This is a genomic window from Rhizobium sp. ERR 1071 (assembly GCF_007828675.1).
Taxonomy (GTDB): Bacteria; Pseudomonadota; Alphaproteobacteria; order Rhizobiales; family Rhizobiaceae; genus Rhizobium; species Rhizobium dioscoreae.
In genome coordinates, this window is the sequence record NZ_VITM01000001.1 from 230,693 (window position 1) to 247,130 (window position 16,438).

At 59.4% G+C, this 16,438-nt stretch carries 17 protein-coding genes; 12 read left to right on the forward strand and 5 right to left on the reverse strand.

What is annotated here, in order from left to right; translation table 11 throughout:
- Positions 1 to 47: 47 nt before the first annotated feature.
- Positions 48 to 497 carry a phosphoribosyl-AMP cyclohydrolase gene (gene hisI / locus FBZ99_RS01110; protein ID WP_112721279.1) on the reverse strand — a complete coding sequence of 150 codons (450 nt, stop codon included), beginning with the start codon at positions 495 to 497 and terminating at the stop codon, positions 48 to 50.
- Positions 498 to 522: 25 nt separating this feature from the next.
- A complete protein-coding gene (folE, locus tag FBZ99_RS01115) occupies positions 523 to 1,134 on the reverse strand; it encodes a GTP cyclohydrolase I FolE (protein WP_145317369.1) in 612 nt (203 codons plus the stop codon).
- 292 nt (positions 1,135 to 1,426) lie between these two features.
- Between folE and FBZ99_RS01120 the strand changes: the two genes are divergently transcribed.
- From FBZ99_RS01120 to FBZ99_RS01140, 5 genes are all read left to right on the forward strand, one after another.
- A complete protein-coding gene (locus FBZ99_RS01120) occupies positions 1,427 to 1,888 on the forward strand; it encodes an iron-sulfur cluster assembly scaffold protein (RefSeq protein WP_186450267.1) in 462 nt (153 codons plus the stop codon).
- Positions 1,889 to 1,901: 13 nt separating this feature from the next.
- Complete coding sequence (gene yidD, locus FBZ99_RS01125) at positions 1,902 to 2,324, forward strand: membrane protein insertion efficiency factor YidD (protein ID WP_145631088.1); 423 nt, start codon at positions 1,902 to 1,904, stop codon at positions 2,322 to 2,324.
- A gap of 3 nt (positions 2,325 to 2,327) precedes the next feature.
- Positions 2,328 to 2,855, forward strand: a complete 528-nt coding sequence (locus FBZ99_RS01130) for a DUF1697 domain-containing protein (RefSeq protein ID WP_145631090.1) — start codon at positions 2,328 to 2,330, stop codon at positions 2,853 to 2,855.
- 129 nt (positions 2,856 to 2,984) lie between these two features.
- A complete protein-coding gene (gene thrS / locus FBZ99_RS01135; protein ID WP_145631092.1) occupies positions 2,985 to 4,973 on the forward strand; it encodes a threonine--tRNA ligase in 1,989 nt (662 codons plus the stop codon).
- 146 nt (positions 4,974 to 5,119) lie between these two features.
- Positions 5,120 to 5,959 carry a lysophospholipid acyltransferase family protein gene (locus FBZ99_RS01140; RefSeq protein WP_069612228.1) on the forward strand — a complete coding sequence of 280 codons (840 nt, stop codon included), beginning with the start codon at positions 5,120 to 5,122 and terminating at the stop codon, positions 5,957 to 5,959.
- Positions 5,960 to 6,042: 83 nt separating this feature from the next.
- Here the strand turns inward: FBZ99_RS01140 and FBZ99_RS01145 are convergent, their stop codons facing one another.
- Complete coding sequence (locus FBZ99_RS01145) at positions 6,043 to 7,158, reverse strand: hypothetical protein (RefSeq protein WP_186450268.1); 1,116 nt, start codon at positions 7,156 to 7,158, stop codon at positions 6,043 to 6,045.
- 108 nt (positions 7,159 to 7,266) lie between these two features.
- Here FBZ99_RS01145 and FBZ99_RS01150 point away from each other — a divergent pair, with 108 nt between their 5' ends.
- The 4 genes from FBZ99_RS01150 to FBZ99_RS01165 all read left to right on the forward strand — a co-directional run bounded on the left by FBZ99_RS01150 (position 7,267) and on the right by FBZ99_RS01165 (position 10,230).
- The gene (locus FBZ99_RS01150) at positions 7,267 to 7,854 is read left to right on the forward strand and encodes a nitroreductase family protein (RefSeq protein WP_145631094.1); all 588 of its coding nucleotides are present in this window, start codon (positions 7,267 to 7,269) and stop codon (positions 7,852 to 7,854) included.
- A complete protein-coding gene (locus FBZ99_RS01155; RefSeq protein WP_113330657.1) occupies positions 7,854 to 8,459 on the forward strand; it encodes a flavin reductase family protein in 606 nt (201 codons plus the stop codon). The genes FBZ99_RS01150 and FBZ99_RS01155 overlap by 1 nt, the downstream gene beginning before the upstream one ends.
- Positions 8,460 to 8,572: 113 nt before the next feature.
- The gene (locus FBZ99_RS01160; RefSeq protein WP_145631787.1) at positions 8,573 to 9,727 is read left to right on the forward strand and encodes a DUF2336 domain-containing protein; all 1,155 of its coding nucleotides are present in this window, start codon (positions 8,573 to 8,575) and stop codon (positions 9,725 to 9,727) included.
- A gap of 35 nt (positions 9,728 to 9,762) precedes the next feature.
- Complete coding sequence (locus FBZ99_RS01165; protein WP_173002447.1) at positions 9,763 to 10,230, forward strand: GNAT family N-acetyltransferase; 468 nt, start codon at positions 9,763 to 9,765, stop codon at positions 10,228 to 10,230.
- Between the two features lie 4 nt (positions 10,231 to 10,234).
- Here the strand turns inward: FBZ99_RS01165 and FBZ99_RS01170 are convergent, their stop codons facing one another.
- Entirely contained in the window at positions 10,235 to 11,413 is a 1,179-nt protein-coding gene (locus FBZ99_RS01170) for an AI-2E family transporter (protein ID WP_145631097.1), read from the reverse strand.
- Between the two features lie 236 nt (positions 11,414 to 11,649).
- Entirely contained in the window at positions 11,650 to 13,713 is a 2,064-nt protein-coding gene (gene parE / locus FBZ99_RS01175) for a DNA topoisomerase IV subunit B (RefSeq protein WP_145631099.1), read from the reverse strand.
- Between the two features lie 205 nt (positions 13,714 to 13,918).
- On the opposite strand from parE, the gene FBZ99_RS01180 reads away from it, so the two are divergent.
- From FBZ99_RS01180 to secG, 3 genes are all read left to right on the forward strand, one after another.
- Positions 13,919 to 14,815, forward strand: coding sequence for an alpha/beta fold hydrolase (locus tag FBZ99_RS01180; RefSeq protein WP_145631102.1), 897 nt, complete (start codon positions 13,919 to 13,921; stop codon positions 14,813 to 14,815).
- 136 nt (positions 14,816 to 14,951) lie between these two features.
- Positions 14,952 to 15,722, forward strand: coding sequence for a triose-phosphate isomerase (tpiA, locus tag FBZ99_RS01185; RefSeq protein ID WP_145631104.1), 771 nt, complete (start codon positions 14,952 to 14,954; stop codon positions 15,720 to 15,722).
- Positions 15,723 to 15,835: 113 nt separating this feature from the next.
- Positions 15,836 to 16,354 (forward strand): preprotein translocase subunit SecG, encoded by a 519-nt coding sequence (gene secG / locus FBZ99_RS01190; protein ID WP_113330663.1) that lies wholly within the window; start codon positions 15,836 to 15,838, stop codon positions 16,352 to 16,354.
- Positions 16,355 to 16,438 lie beyond the last annotated feature (84 nt).

A 16,438-nucleotide genomic window follows, 5' to 3' on the forward strand; every position in this document is an offset into this window, starting at 1 on the left:
AAATCGTATACTGGTTGTGGCTTGTTGAAACACCATCACCGATAGGTCTACTGCTTGTAGACTTCTTCCGGATTGAAATGCAGGTGATCGTCGACCACGCTCAGCACCGGCTTCCCATCTTCGAGCTCAACTGTTCGGTAGAAGCAGGAACGGCGGCCAGTATGGCACGTCGCATCATGTCCGGCGACCTCCACTTTCAGCCAGATTGCATCCTGATCGCAATCCGTTCGGATTTCCTTCACCGTCTGAAGGTTTCCGGAGGTTTCACCTTTTTTCCAGATCTTACCGCGCGAGCGGCTGAAATAATGCGCCGTGCCGGTCTTGATCGTCAGCGCGAGCGCCTCGGCATTCATGTGCGCGACCATCAGCAATTCGCCATCATGCGCATCCGTCACGATCGCGGTGATCAGGCCGCGATCGTCGAAACGGGGCGTGAAATCGCCTGCATCCTCCAACTCGGATTTATCTTCGGAAGGAGCATTGAAAATCAGGTTCATTTCCGGCTCTTTCGTTGAAGCCCGGTCAGCGACCCCGGACCAAGGACATGAAACGAGCCTGCTCGGCCGGATCGGCCTTGAAGGCACCCGTGAAGGTCATCGTCAGCGTCGAGGAACCCTGCTTCTTTATGCCGCGCATGGACATGCACATATGTTCGGCGTCGATCATCACGGCGACGCCGCGCGGACGCAGGGACTCGTCGATCGCATTGGCGATCTGGGCCGTCATGGCTTCCTGCGTCTGCAGGCGACGCGCAAAAATATCGACGACACGGGCGATTTTCGACAGGCCGAGGACACGACCGCTCGGCAGATAGGCGACGTGCGCCTTGCCGATGATCGGCACCATATGATGTTCGCAATGCGAATAGAACGGGATGTCCCGCTCAAGAACGATATCGTCGTAGCCCGAGACTTCTTCAAAAGTGCGGCCGAGCACATCCTCGGGATTCAGCTCGTAGCCGCCGAACAGCTCGCGATAGGCCTTGGCAACGCGCGCAGGCGTATCGAGCAGGCCTTCGCGACGCGGATCATCACCGGCCCAGCGAAGGAGAACGCGGATTGCGTCTTCAGCTTCCTGCTGCGACGGGCGTTCGGAATCAGTGACTTGCGGAAAATTCTTTACAATGGCGTCCATTACCTGTGGTTCTCCTGATCCGCTGTGCGGATATCATCTTGTCGGACTCGCCACTGGCATTCCCCGAGGTACGGAGATTTTGTACCTTTGGCGGGCTCCGGGGCGTTCTGGCTGGCGGACAAGCCTGCCGTCCTGCACGGTTTCCCATCAAACTTACAGAAGACCATTGCATTTCGATGGTCTTCGAACGACATACATATAGTATGGCATTGTCCCTGTGAAAGTGTCCTAAACGGACACGCTGTGTTTTTTGTTACGAAACACGAACAGGTGCATCGGAGCAAAATCTGTGATGGACGACATCTACAACAGCAAAATCCTAGAGTTTGCCGGCAATATCGGCCGCATCGGCAGTCTTCCTGACGCCGATGCCAGTGCCCAGGCCCATTCCAGACTGTGCGGTTCTCGCGTAAAAATCTGGCTGAAAATGGACGGCGATGTGGTGACCGATTTTGCCCATGACGTCAAGGCCTGTGCGCTCGGCCAGGCGTCATCTTCGATCATGGCGCGCCATGTGGTCGGCGCTACTGTAGATGAAGTACGCAAGGCCCGCGAGGATATGCTCGCCATGCTCAAGGCCGACGGCGAAGGGCCTGAGGGGCGTTTCGAAGACATGCGCTATCTAAAGCCGGTCAGGGATTACAAGGCCCGTCACGCTTCGACCATGCTGACATTCGATGCCGTTGTGGACGCGATCGGGCAGATCGAGGCGGCGCGTCAAGGCGGAAATGCCAAAACGGCTGAAGCCGTCTGAGCGGGCGCTGACCATGTGCCAATTCTGTCTCATGCAGGACGACGATGAAGACGAGGGCGGTGCTGCACCCTCCAAGCGCGCGCGGCGCGATGCATCACTAGGCGGCGAGATGGCGATGAAGTCGCGCAATTATGCCGGACCTTTCCGCAAAACACCGGACCGGCTCCTCGGCATGGGCCTCATTCGCCTTTATCAACTGACGCTTTCCGGCTTCATTGGCAACTCCTGCCGCCACATCCCGACCTGCTCGGAATATGGCTATGAGGCGGTAGCGCGCCACGGACTTTGGGCTGGCGGCTGGATGACGTTGTTTCGCGTCTCCCGCTGCGGACCGGGTGGGACGAGCGGGCTCGATCCGGTGCCCGGCGAGCTGGAGCGCCGCTATCATTGGTGGACGCCCTGGCGCTATTTCCGCCTTGGGCAAAAGGCTGCCTGACCGTTGGCAGTCTATGTCGCGCTGCTCTACAGCATAGTCCTTGGCCCAGGCCGCAGAGTTATCATGTCCGATCTCAAGGCCATGGCGGAGAGTTTGGGCTTTCGCAATGCCCGAACGCTTGTTGCGACCGGCAATCTTGTTTTCGAAGCCGAGCCGCAGCCAATCGCATCGGTCGAGGCACAGCTTGAGGCAGGTTTTGCTACGGCTTTCGGCAAGCATGTCGATATCATCGTCCGCGATGCCGATAGATGGCTGAGGCTCGCCGACGGCAATCCCTTTCTCGACGGGATCGGCAGCGAGGTCATCGTTCGGGTGATGCGGCAGCCACTCGAACCCGAAATTCTCGATGTGCTTGCGAAATACCGGCAGGACGAACCCATGGCCGTTGTCGATGGCGATTTATGGATCGATTTCGGCCTCAAGGCCAGCGAGACGAAAATGCTACCGGCTTTGACGACAAAACGGCTCGGCATCGGAACGATGCGAAACTGGAACACCGTGCGCGGTTTGGCCGAGATGATCCGGGCCTAGCGCCGCTTTTCCTTTACTAGATCGCGAAATACAGCTATCAGGCGCGCGGACTTAAGTTACGCATTTACTTGGTCCCTATCTTTCGAAACCACCCGCATTCGTTGGCGGGACTGGACAAGGAGAATATCGATGTCCCAATCCGTTTCCCTGACATTTCCCGATGGTTCCGTGCGCAGCTTCGCTGCCGGCACGACCGGTCGCGATGTCGCCGAATCTATTTCCAAGTCGCTTGCCAAGAAAGCTGTCGCCATCGCGCTTGACGGTACCGTCCGCGATCTTTCCGATCCGGTGACCGACGGCAAGATCGAGATCATCACCCGCTCGGATGATCGCGCGTTGGAGCTCATCCGCCACGACACCGCGCACGTGCTTGCCGAAGCCGTACAGGAGCTTTGGCCGGGAACGCAAGTGACCATCGGTCCGGTCATCGAAAACGGCTTTTACTACGATTTCGCCAAGAACGAGCCCTTCACACCCGATGATCTTCCTGTCATCGAGAAGCGGATGCGCGAGATCATCCAGCGCAACAAGCCGTTCACCAAGGAGATCTGGTCACGCGAGAAGGCGAGGGAAGTCTTTGCCGCCAAGGGCGAGCGCTACAAGGTGGAACTGGTCGATGCCATTCCGGAAGGTCAGGATCTGAAGATCTATTACCAGGGTGACTGGTTCGACCTGTGCCGCGGTCCGCACATGGCTTCGACGGGCCAGATCGGCAATGCCTTCAAGCTGATGAAGGTCGCCGGCGCCTATTGGCGTGGGGACAGCAACAACCCGATGCTGACCCGCATCTATGGCACGGCATTCGCTGAACAGGCGGATCTCGACAACTATCTGCACATCCTCGCCGAAGCCGAAAAACGCGATCACCGCCGTCTCGGCCGCGAAATGGACCTGTTCCATTTCCAGGAAGAAGGCCCCGGCGTCGTCTTCTGGCACGGCAAGGGCTGGCGCATGTTCCAGACGCTGGTGTCCTATATGCGCCGGCGGCTGCAGGGCGATTATCAGGAAGTCAACGCGCCGCAGGTGCTCGACAAGTCGCTTTGGGAGACCTCGGGTCACTGGGGCTGGTATCGCGACAACATGTTCAAGGTCACCGTTGCCGGCGACGACACCGATGATGACCGCGTCTTTGCGCTGAAGCCGATGAACTGCCCCGGCCACATCCAGATCTTCAAGCATGGCTTGAAGTCTTATCGCGAACTGCCGATCCGCCTTGCGGAATTCGGGGCCGTGCATCGCTACGAGCCTTCGGGCGCGCTCCATGGTTTGATGCGCGTGCGCGGCTTCACGCAGGACGATGCACACATCTTCTGCACCGACGAGCAGATGGCGGCTGAGTGCCTGAAGATCAACGATCTTATCCTGTCGGTCTATGAGGACTTCGGCTTCAAGGAGATCGTCGTCAAGCTTTCGACTCGCCCCGACAAGCGCGTCGGTTCGGACGAGCTCTGGGATCGCGCCGAGAGCGTGATGATGGACGTGCTGAAAACGATCGAGGCGCAGTCCGAAGGCCGCATCAAGACCGGCATTCTGCCGGGCGAGGGCGCTTTCTACGGCCCGAAGTTCGAATATACGCTCAAGGATGCCATCGGCCGTGAATGGCAATGCGGCACGACGCAGGTCGACTTCAACCTGCCGGAGCGCTTCGGCGCGTTCTACATCGACCAGCACTCCGAAAAGACGCAGCCGGTGATGATCCACCGCGCCATCTGCGGCTCGATGGAGCGCTTCCTCGGCATCCTGATCGAGAACTTTGCCGGCCATATGCCGCTCTGGGTCTCGCCGCTGCAGGTCGTCGTGGCGACGATTACCTCGGAAGCCGATGCCTACGGCGAAGAAGTAGCGGAAGCGCTGCGCGACGCCGGCCTCGATGTCGAGACCGACTTCCGCAACGAGAAGATCAATTACAAGATCCGCGAGCATTCGGTGACGAAGGTTCCGGTGATCATCGTCTGCGGCAAGAAGGAAGCCGAAGAGCGTTCGGTCAACATCCGCCGCCTCGGCAGCCAGTCGCAGACCTCGATGTCGCTGGACGAAGCGATCGCATCGCTTTCGCTGGAAGCAACGCCGCCGGACATTCTGCGCAAGCGCGAAGCAAGGCGGGCCAAGGCCGCCTGACGGCCGACCGATATCTGGCGGCACCTTCAGGGTGCCGTCAGAGAACTGACATACGACTTTCATATAATTGATGAATCAACGCGTTGCTGTGGCTGCAACATGTGACGCAACTGAGACCATAGGAGCGGGGCAGCCCCGTCGCGCACTTGGAATTCAAAGAATTATCCTACGCAAACGAACGGGACACGCGGATCAAGCGCTGGTTCATCCGCTCCATCGAAGGCCTTTCCGGCCGAGACCGTTATGCCCGGCTCTACGATATCTGGCGCACCGATATCGTCGGCAAGAGCGAGCGGGTTTTCGGCAAGATGCTTGATCTCATCGATGTGCGCCTGCTCATCAAAGGCGAGTGGCCGCCGAACCAGATCCCCGAGGCGCCGATCGTCATTGTGGCCAATCACCCCTATGGCATCGGCGACGGCATTGCGGTGCTGGCGCTTGCCGAGCAACTGGGGCGGCCCTTCAAGGTTCTGATCAATAACGAATTGCTGAAGGTGCCTGAGATGCACGACTATTCGCTGCCGGTCTCCTTCGAGGAGACCAAGGAAGCGATGGCGATCAATATGAAGACCCGGCATGAGGCTGTTCGCCTCTTAAAGGAAGGCACAACGATCATCGTCTTTCCTGCCGGTGGCGTTGCAACCGCCAAGAAGGGTTTCGGCCGGGCAGAGGATCTGCCTTGGAAGATATTCCCGGCAAAACTCATCCAGGCCGCGCGTGCGAGCGTCATTCCCATCTATTTCGAAGGACAGAACGGCAGGCTGTTCCATCTGGCGAGCCGCATCTCGATGACTTTGCGCATCTCGCTGCTGATCCGTGAATTCCGGCGTCTCTCCGGCAGCACCATAACAGCGCATATCGGTGCTCCCAGGAGCTGGGAGGCCCTCAGCGAGGGCAGTGACCGCAAGGACCTGCTGACGAAGCTCTATGGAGCGGTCTTCTCCATGGCACCCCCTAGAAAGATGCTGCGGCGTAAGGCCGGGTGAGCGGAAAGGGTTTCGAGCTTCTCATCACCGAGCGATGACTGCATTGATAGCGCCAGCCGGTGATTAAACGCGGGGCTCCGCTGTCAATCCATGCTATCGCCGTCGTCGCCACCAGCGGCAGGCGCCAATTGTTCATAGGTGGGCAGCGGTTGCTGGTTGGTCGTGGCCGGCGGCGTCTGGCTCTGGCGCATCGGCGGCATCTGGATCGGCAGCTGCCGGGCCGACTGTTCGGTATCGGCATCCTGCGGCTGCTGCTGCTTCATCAGCACTTCCACATCCGTATTCATACCGGCGGCGACCGTGAAATCGCGCTGATAGATCTTGTCCTTGTTGCGGGCAACGGCGGTGTAGCGGCCTTCCGCAAGCACCATGGTCGGAAATGCACTGACGCTTTCGCCAACGATATCGCCCGCTGCCGTCAGGATCGACCAGGCCGTATCGGCGATCGCCTCGCCGCCGGCATCCGAGACCAGCTTGAACGTGAGCTTTGCCGCCCTGTGTTGAATGGTCGCCTCGGTCACCTTGCCGGCTTCCACCTGGATATCGGCGCGGATGACGGCATTGACCTCGCCATATTCGGAAACGACGTGATAGGTGCCGGCACTGAGGCCAACCAGCGTGTTCGGCTTGACGTCGTCCATGACGAGGCCGCGTTCGCCGTCCTCCTTGGTTTCGCTCGAATAGATCGAGAAGCTCAGTTCGTTCGGAGGAATACGGACATCGGGGCCGGATACGGCATTCAAGACCATGCCGCCGGCGTCGAGAACCATCGTCTGCTTCTGGGCCTCGCCGCTTTCAGGCACGCTCAACCGCTTGGTGACACCGGCGCGGCCGAAGGAGACATTGACGAAGTAATCGCCCGGCAAAAGGTGAAAGGAAGCCGAGCCTCCGCGCGAGCTGGCAACCAGCGGCAGTTTGCCGTCTGCTCCCGCTATCGGGCTGAAAACGTACCAGGCAAGGCCCTGCTGCTGGGGGCCGCTCTGGGGCGTGAGTTTGGCTTCGAGGGAAACGTCGCGCAATGTGCGCGCAGGCGAATTCTCGCCATTCGGGGCCACGAAAGCATTGAGCTTCGGCATCTTGACGCTGCCGTCGAGCTGCTTGAATTCCTTGAAGGCATCCTGTGCCGAGGCGGCGGCACTCATGCTCGCAAGCATTGCGAAAGCCGCGCTCAATCGGCGAGCGGATGAAATGCCTGACATGGATACCAACCGATTGACTTCCGATAAAACACACGCCACTTCAAAACCAATGCGGTGGCAAATTCAAGACCTCATCATACCACAAGCCAAAATGAAGGCAGTTCCTCAATGAAAACCGATATCAAGCTGGTCGACTATCTCGCGGTGCGCCGATCCATCCCTGCGTTCCAGATGTCGGAGCCGGGACCGGACAAGCCTGAGATCGAGGAGATTCTCCGGTTGGCCTCGCGTGTGCCGGACCACGGCAAGCTCGCACCGTGGCGCTTTATCGTCTATCGCGGCGAGGAACGCGCTCGCATCGGTGAAGAGCTATTGAAGCTTGCACTGGAAGCTAAGCCTGACCTATCGGAGGAGATGATTCAGGTCGAACGCACTCGTTTCACCCGTGCCCCTGTGGTCATCGCGGTCGTCAGCAAGGCGGCGCCGCATTTTAAGATCCCGGAATGGGAACAGCTGATGTCGGCCGGCGCGCTTTGCATGAACCTGCTGATTGCGGCCAATGCCCATGGCTGGGTCTCCAACTGGCTGACCGAATGGTTTGCCTTTGACGAGCGCGCCTATCCGTTGCTCGGTGTCCAGCCTGGCGAAAAGGTCGCCGGCTTCATCCATATCGGTTCGACAAGCTTTCCGCCGGTCGAACGCCCACGCCCGGAATTATCGGAAACGGTAACATGGGTCGGCGGCGAGGACGCGTGATGTTTTATACGACGGATACCAATCGTCATGGGCTGGCGCATGATCCGTTCAAGGCGATCGTGGCGCCGCGGCCGATCGGCTGGATCGGCAGCAAGGGCAGGGATGGTTCGCTGAACCTCTCGCCCTATTCCTTCTTCAACGCCGTCAGCGATCGGCCGAAGTTGGTGATGTTTTCTTCCGCCGGTCGAAAGGACAGCGTGCGCAATGTCGAGGAAACCGGCGTCTTTACGGCCAACCTCGTCAGTCGCCATATCGTGGAGAAGATGAACCATTCTTCCGTTGCCGTTCCCTATGGCGTCAATGAATTCGAACTTGCCGGACTAACCGCAAAACCTGGCGAGCTGATCGATGCCCCCTATGTTGCCGAGGCCTTTGCCGTGCTCGAATGCCGGGTAACTGAAACCCTGCAGCCCAAGGGTCTCAATGGCGAGGTATCGGAAAATATCATGGTCATCGGCCAGGTCGTCGGTATCCATATCGACGAGACGATCATTCGCGACGGCAGGCTGGACATGGCGCTGGTGCGTCCCATCGCGCGCATGGGCTACATGGATTATAGCGAGGGCAGTGACGTCTTCGAGATGATCAGGCCAAAGGCGCCCTGATGGGCGCCACTCGTGCTGGTAGGCGAAAGGTTAATAAGCAAGGTAAACGTCCCGTAAACCTTTGCCCGATAACGTGAAGCATATGAATTTGCGGGGCAAGAATCGCCCCGTTGATATCGGGGCGTTACGTGATCATAGAAGCATTCCTTCGCTGGGCTGAGACCGCCAAGGCAGAAAGCAGGACGCGGGCGGCCAATGCACTCGGCAGGGCCTATCTGCAGTCGGAGATGCCGAAGGACGAGCGCGCGGCTGCCGAGATGGCAATGACCTATCTGCTCGACGACCCGTCTCCCCGCGTGCGGCTGGCGCTTGCTGAGGCGGTCGCGCATTCGGCCACCGCCCCGCGGAACGTCATCCTGTCTTTAGCCGAGGATCAGCCTGAAATCGCCGGGCAGATCATCCTATTTTCGCCCGTGTTCACCGATGCCGACCTCGTCGATCTCGCATTGCGGGGTAGCGATGTGACGCGGGTGTTGATCGCGTCTCGCGGCGAGGTGCCACGTGCGGTCTGCGCTGCACTTGCCGAGATCGGCGGCGAGGCTGAAATTCTGTGTCTGCTCGAGAATGATGGTGCCTTGCTTTCGCAGGCCTCGCTCAAACGCATCGCCGAGCGCATGGGTGACTGCGCCGACATACGCGGACTGCTGCTTTCACGAGACATCTTGTCCTCAGATATCAGGCACCTGCTGATGCGCCAGGTCAGCAACGCGCTTTTGGAATCGGCGCTCGTCCAGAGCTTCGTCGGCAGCTCCAGGCTGCAACAGGTAACGCGTGAAGCGACCGAATCCGCAACTGTCACGATCGCGGGAACGGCACAGCACGAGCAATTGCCCGATTTGGTCGAGCATCTCAGGCAGGGCGGCTGGCTGACGCCGGCGTTCCTGATGCATGCGCTATGTTCCGGCAAGGTCGATTTCTTTGCCTGCGCGATCACCAATCTTTCCGGATGCGATGAACGGCGCGTGCGCTCGATCGTTTCCAGGGGGCGCGCCCATGCCCTGCGGGCGCTTTACGAAAGCGCCGGACTGCCTCGGGATATCAGCACGATCTTCGTCGAAGCGACGATGATATGGCGCGAATCCTCCCGCAAGAACGGCAGTGCGATGCTGGAAGATGTGTCTTCGCGATTGATGCGCAAGTTCCACCTTGCGGAGCCAGCCCCCGCCGCGGCAACGCAGTTGCTCGACATGGTCGAGAAGCTTGCCAATGCCGAGAAACGGCAAACTGCGCGGAGCTTTGCCGCACTGGCGACGCTCGCCGCCGCGTGATATCCAGCGGGCATTCTATCCCTCAGAGGTTCATCTTGTCACTGACGATTGCTATCGAATCCCCGCGTCAGGAGGGGGTTATCCGCCTTCTCGACATGTCGAGCGCCTATGCGGAATCGCTCTATCCGGCGGAGAGCAACCATATGCTCGATCTGTCTTCGCTGGAGAAGGCCGAGGTGACCTTCTGGGTTGCCAGGGTAGAGGGCGCGATCGTCGGATGTTGCGCCTTGGTGGAAGCCGGCGACGGTACAGCGGAGATCAAGCGCATGTTCGTCGATCCGATCGCCAGAGGCCGCAGTGTCGCGCGCAAGCTCATGGAGACGCTCGAAGCGGCAGCGCTCGAAAAAGGCCTTTCCGCGGTGCGGCTTGAAACTGGCATATATCAGCCGGAAGCGATCGGCTTATACCGGAAATTCGGATATCTCGAAATTCCCGCATTCGGCAGCTATCAGCCCGACCCGCTCAGCCTGTTCATGGAAAAACGGCTGGAACAAACCAGCTGAGCAATCAGCCTTCGGCAGCGTCCCGAACATGCAGCTGCAGTTCGGGTTCCTGCGCGTGCTGTTCCTCGGTCAATTCGGCTTCGCGAATCCACTCGCGCCAGATGGCAACGATGATGGCCATCAGCACCGGACCGATGAAGAGCCCGAGGAAGCCCATGGTCTTTACGCCTCCCACCAGACCGAAGAAGGTGGGGAGGAACGGCAGCTTGATCGGACCGCCGACAAGCTTGGGACGAAGCGTTTTATCGACAATGAAAAGCTCGATCGTGCCCCAGAGAAAGAGGGCGATACCCGCCCAAAGCGAGCCGCTGGCCACGAGATAGATCGAAACGAGCGACATCGAGAGTGGAGCACCGCCCGGTACCAAAGCCATGACGCCCGTCAGTACGCCCAGCGTGATGGCCGAAGGAGCGCCGGCAATCCAATAAGCCACACCGAGAACGATACCTTCGCCGATGGCGATCAGCGTCATGCCCATCACGGTCGAGCTGATCGTCGCCGGCACGACTCGGGAGATCCGTTCCCAGCGATTGGGAAGAATACGTTCGCCGAGAAGATCGACCTGACGAACGAAGGTCGCACCGTCGCGATAGATGAAGAATAATGCAATCAGCATGAAGAGCAAGGTCAAGACGACGTGGAAGGCGCCACCGCCTGCTGCGAGCACTGCCCTGTAGATATTGCCGATATGGGCGCCGCTGACGAGCTGCGCCAGCTCACCGAGCGAGCCCGGGCTGCCAACATATTGCGTCCATTGCTCGCCGAGCCACGCACCGACGACCGGCAAAGCCAGAATCCATTGCGGTGGCGGCGCACCGTCACGGTTTACATGGATTGCCCAGCCGAACCAGTCGCGTACTTCTCCAGCCATATAGAGGGCGGAAAGAACGATCGGGAGAACCAGAAAGGTCACGATGAATGCAATAGCGATGGTGGCGGCAACTGTCGTATTCCCGCCCGTTCGCCGCACGATATCGCTATAGAGCGGCCAAGTGGCGAAGCCGATCACCGCTGCGGCCAGAACCGGAACGAGAAAGCCATAAAAGAAATAAATGCCGGCAATGGCAATCAGAATCAGCAACCAGCGTGCCGCGGAAATGGATGGGATCAAAGGCATGCGCGCATGCGCGCTCGGCCCTAGCCACCGGTGTTCCTTTGGCTTATGACGTTCAAATACACCCACCGGTCTTACTTCGCCCCTATTTACTAGATCATCCGGTTATGGGGTATGATCTAGGCCGTTTCAAGAGCAACGGCTTCAAGCTTCTTATTCAGCCGTCATGACAATAGCACGACTGTTCTACACGCCGTAAGTAAGGCCACGGAGCATCTTGAACGCAAAACACCGAGTTTTCTGCGTCGAATTGAAACCGTTATCGGTGGGCAGATCAACAAATCCGCTCTGCGGTTGGTTCACCGTCAGATATCGAGATCCTCGGCGAAGGCGGCCCGCTCCTGAATGAAGCGGAAGCGAGCATCGGCCTTGGTTCCCATCAGATTGTCGACGGCGTCGCGCGTTCCCTCGAAATCGACTTCATCGATCTCGACGCGCAGCAGCGTGCGCTTGGCCGGATCCATCGTGGTCTCCTTGAGTTGGGCCGGCAACATTTCGCCCAGACCTTTGAAGCGGCTGATCTCAACCTTGCCTTTGCCCTTGAACTCCGTCGCCATCAGCTCCTGCCGGTGGGCGTCGTCGCGGGCATAAATGGATTTCGAGCCCTGCGTGATCTTGTAGAGCGGCGGGACGGCCAGGAAGAGGTGGCCCTGACGGATCAGCTCCGGCATCTCCTGATAGAAGAAGGTGATGAGCAACGAAGCTATGTGAGCGCCGTCGACGTCGGCATCGGTCATCACGACGATGCGCTGATAGCGAAGGTCTTCCTCGCGATATTTCGTGCGGGTGCCGCAGCCGAGCGCCTGGACGAGATCGGTGATCTGCTGGTTGGCCGACAGTTTCTCCCGGCCGGCGCTGGCGACGTTCAGAATCTTGCCGCGTAGCGGCAGGATTGCCTGGTTGGTGCGGTTTCGTGCCTGCTTGGCCGAGCCGCCTGCCGAATCGCCCTCCACGAGGAAAAGTTCGGCACCTTCCGCTGCGCTCTGCGAGCAATCCGCCAGCTTGCCCGGAAGGCGCAGCTTGCGCACGGCCGTCTTGCGGTTGACTTCCTTTTCCTTGCGCCGCCGCAGGCGCTCCTCGGAGCGCTCGATCACCCATTCCAGCAGCTTTTCAGCTTCGGCCGGATTGTCGGCAAGATAGTGATCGAAAGGGTCGCGCAGTGCGTTTTCGACGATGCGCTGGGCTTCGACCGTCGCGAGCTTGTCCTTCGTCTGGCCGACGAATTCCGGCTCGCGGATGAAGATCGACAGCATGCCGACGCCGGAAATCATCACGTCATCCGTCGTGATATTGGCCGCACGCTTGTTTTGGGTGAGATCGGCGTAGCTCTTCAGGCCCTTGGTCAAGGCGATGCGGAGGCCCGCCTCGTGCGTGCCGCCTTCAGGAGTCGGAATCGTATTGCAATAGGAATGGATCTGCGGGTCGCCGCCATACCATGTGATCGCCCATTCGAGCGAGCCGTGGCCGCTTTCCTTTTCCGACTTGCCGGCAAAGATCTCGCGGGTGACAGTGAACTCGTTGCCCATCGTCGCCTTAAGATAATCCTTAAGACCGCCCGGGAAATGGAAGACCGCCTTTTCCGGAACATCGGCGTCTTCCGGCGCAAGCTCGGGATCGCAGCCCCAGCGGATTTCGACGCCGCCGAACAGATAGGCCTTGGAACGGGCCATGCGGAAAACGCGGGCCGGATCGAAGCGGGCGTGATCGCCGAAGATCTGCGGATCGGGATGGAAGCGGACGCGCGTGCCGCGGCGATTATGCACGTCACCCAGTTCTTCCAAACCGCCAATCGGCAGGCCGCGCGAGAAGCGCTGGCGATAGAGCTTGCGGTTGCGGGCGACTTCGACTTCCAGATCATCCGACAGCGCATTGACGACGGACACGCCGACGCCATGCAGACCGCCCGAGGTCTCATAGGCCTTGCCGTCGAATTTGCCGCCGGCATGCAGCTTGGTCATGATGACTTCGAGCGTCGACTTGCCAGGCACCTGCGGATGGTTTTCCACGGGGATACCACGCCCGTTATCCGTGACGGTCAGATAACCTTCCCGATCGAGATAGACCTCGATGAAATTGGCGTGGCCGGCCACCGCCTCGTCCATGGAATTGTCGATGACTTCGGCGAAAAGGTGGTGCAATGCCTTCTCGTCCGTGCCGCCGATATACATGCCGGGACGCATGCGGACGGGCTCGAGCCCCTCGAGAACACGGATTGAGCTTGCGCCATATTCCTCTGACGACGAAGTCGTCGGAGCCGGGCGCTGTGCTGGCGCGGCGGCTGGTTTTTCCGGCTTTGCGGCCGGCTTTTCCGCTGCTTCCGGTTTCGGCGAGCGGGGGAGGCCGGAGAAGAGATCGTTGCTGTTATCCATAGAACTTCGAGCTACTAGATTTGTCCTGGAGGGGCCAAACCCCTTTAATATCGCATTTGTCGCCGCTATTCGCGAATCATCGTGATTCTGCCAGAAACGGCGCACAAGAGCGATGGCGCCCCGTGACGGGGAAGATTCATGAATGAGATTTGCGTTGCCGAGTGACGAATGGCAACCCCGATGGCTGATTTGAGGAAGTATCCGCATGCGAATGTCCACAGCTCATTTGCCTATCCTGCCCGCAATCTCGGCCATTTTGCTTCTGGCGACGGGGCAGACCGCCTCTGCAGATATGTTGAAGCCGTTCAAGGACGAGCTGTTTTCCAATCAGACGGTCATCGAAAGCCACGACAACGGCGCGTTCCAGACGATCGATTACCAGGAAATGCGAGATATCAACGGCCGCGACCAGATTCCGGAAAAGCGCGTCAAGCCGGCCTATGTCGATACCGGCGTGCGCTGGAAAGCCCAGGAAGACGAGACGCTTGAGATCGGCGACCGCAAGGTTGATGTCACCCGCATAGGTCCGGCATCGCAACAGGCATTTACCGTGATCTTTATCCATGGCCGCGGCGGCGACCGCCGGCTCGGCTCCAACGACTATACGTTCGGCGGCAATTTCAACCGGCTGAAGAACCTGGCCTATCGCAACGGCGGCACGTATTACGCACCGAGCGTCAGAGGTTTCGACAGCAACGGAGTTGCCGATATCGCCGCGCTCATCCGCTACTCTTACCAGCAATCCGCCGGCAAGCCCGTCATCCTCACCTGCGCTTCCATGGGCAGCTTCATTTGCTGGGGCATTACCCGCGATGCCGAGAGCGTCAAGCGCCTGAAGGGCATGGCGATCCTGAGCGGCGTTACCGATCCGGATTTCACCAAGAGCGCCTTCTACAAGGCAAAGCTGCCGCTCTGGTTCACGCATGGCAGCAAGGATCCGGTCTATGCGGCTGCGGATCAGCAGGCCCTGTTTGAGAAGCTTTTCAAAGCGCATTATCCGACACGCTTCACGCTTTTCGAGACCGGCAATCATGGGACGCCCGTCCGCATGACCGATTGGCGCAAAGTTCTCAACTGGATCGTTGATCCGCAAGCGTCATAAACGCTCGCGCAATCCGACTTATTTTCCGGGTAAGCATTTTTCAAACGATTTGAGCTGGTTTCGACAGCATTCGATAACTTTCCTTTCCCTTTCCTTTTTGTTAGTCCGAAGCTGGATCAAGGGGGAGAATATCGGAATGACGAAGACCATACGGCCGCTTCTAGCCGGAAACTGGAAGATGAACGGCACACGCGCGAGCCTGGATCAGATCAAGGCGATCGCGGATGGCGTCAAGGCGCCGCTGTCGGAGAAGATCGATACGCTGCTCTGCCCCCCGGCCACCTTGCTCTATGTCGCGACCGCGCTTTGCGACGACAGCCCGCTCGCCATCGGCGCCCAGGATTGCCACCAGCAGGTCAGCGGCGCGCATACCGGCGATATCTCAGCCGAAATGATCGCCGACTGCTTCGGGACCCACGTCATCGTCGGCCATTCAGAGCGCCGCAGGAATCATGCCGAAAGCGACATGCTGGTGCGCGCAAAGGCGCAGGCAGCGCATGATGCCGGGCTGATCGCCATCATCTGCATCGGCGAAACGGCTTACGAGCGCAATAGTGGCCAAACGCTCGAGGTGCTGAAGCGGGAGCTCGTGGGCTCCATTCCGGATGGCTCCACGGCACAGACGACCGTGATCGCTTACGAGCCAGTCTGGGCGATCGGCACCGGCGTGGTTCCAACCCAGGAAAACGTCGAGGAGGCACATGCCTTCATCCGCGCCGAACTCATCGAGCGCTTCGGCAAGGAGGGGGCGAATATGCGAATCCTCTATGGCGGATCGGTCAGCGGCTCCAATGCGCGCGACCTTCTGGATGTTCCGCATGTCAACGGTGTGCTTGTCGGCGGACAGAGCTTGAAAGCGGTCGACTTCCTCGCCATTTATGCCGCATTCGAACGGCAGTTCGCCTGAAGCAACCACTTGCCCGGAATTCCAGCCTTAAAAGGGCTTGGAATAGGCGAGAGCCTCATGTAAAGAGCCGCGAGCTTTTATTTTTGATGCCCGCACCGGGCAGGACTGGATCTATGCAAACCGTACTGCTTGTCATCTATCTCATGGTTGTCGTCGCCCTTATCGGCGTGGTGCTGATTCAGCGCTCCGAAGGTGGCGGCCTTGGCATCGGGGGCGGCTCGGGCTTCATGTCTGCGCGCGGTACGGCCAATGCGCTGACGCGCACAACGGCCATTCTGGCAACGCTGTTCTTCGCGCTTGCCCTCGGCATGAACGTGCTGTCCCGCTTCGAGGCTCGCCCGACCGACATTCTCAACCGCATTCCGAGCACGGCGGGTCAGGGCAACGGCATTCTCGATTCGCTTGGCGGCCAGAAGGGTGCTGCTCCGGCAAACACCCAGCCGAAGCCCGCCGATAATAGCGGTGTTCCGAACAGCGGCGCCGTCGCTCCGCAGTCGCAGGCAACACCGCCTGCCACGACGAATCAGGCAGCTCCTGCCCAGCAGGCTCCGGCCGCGACCGGTCAACAGACCGCGCCGGCGACGACCACTCCCGCGCCAGCCGACAACGGCGGCGTACCGACCGGTAAGTAATTCCGGTCGTCGAAGATCATCCCCGGCAGGTCCTCGGATCTGCCGGTTTTGTTTTGTCCATATTCCGCGTTCTGTAGCCAAAAT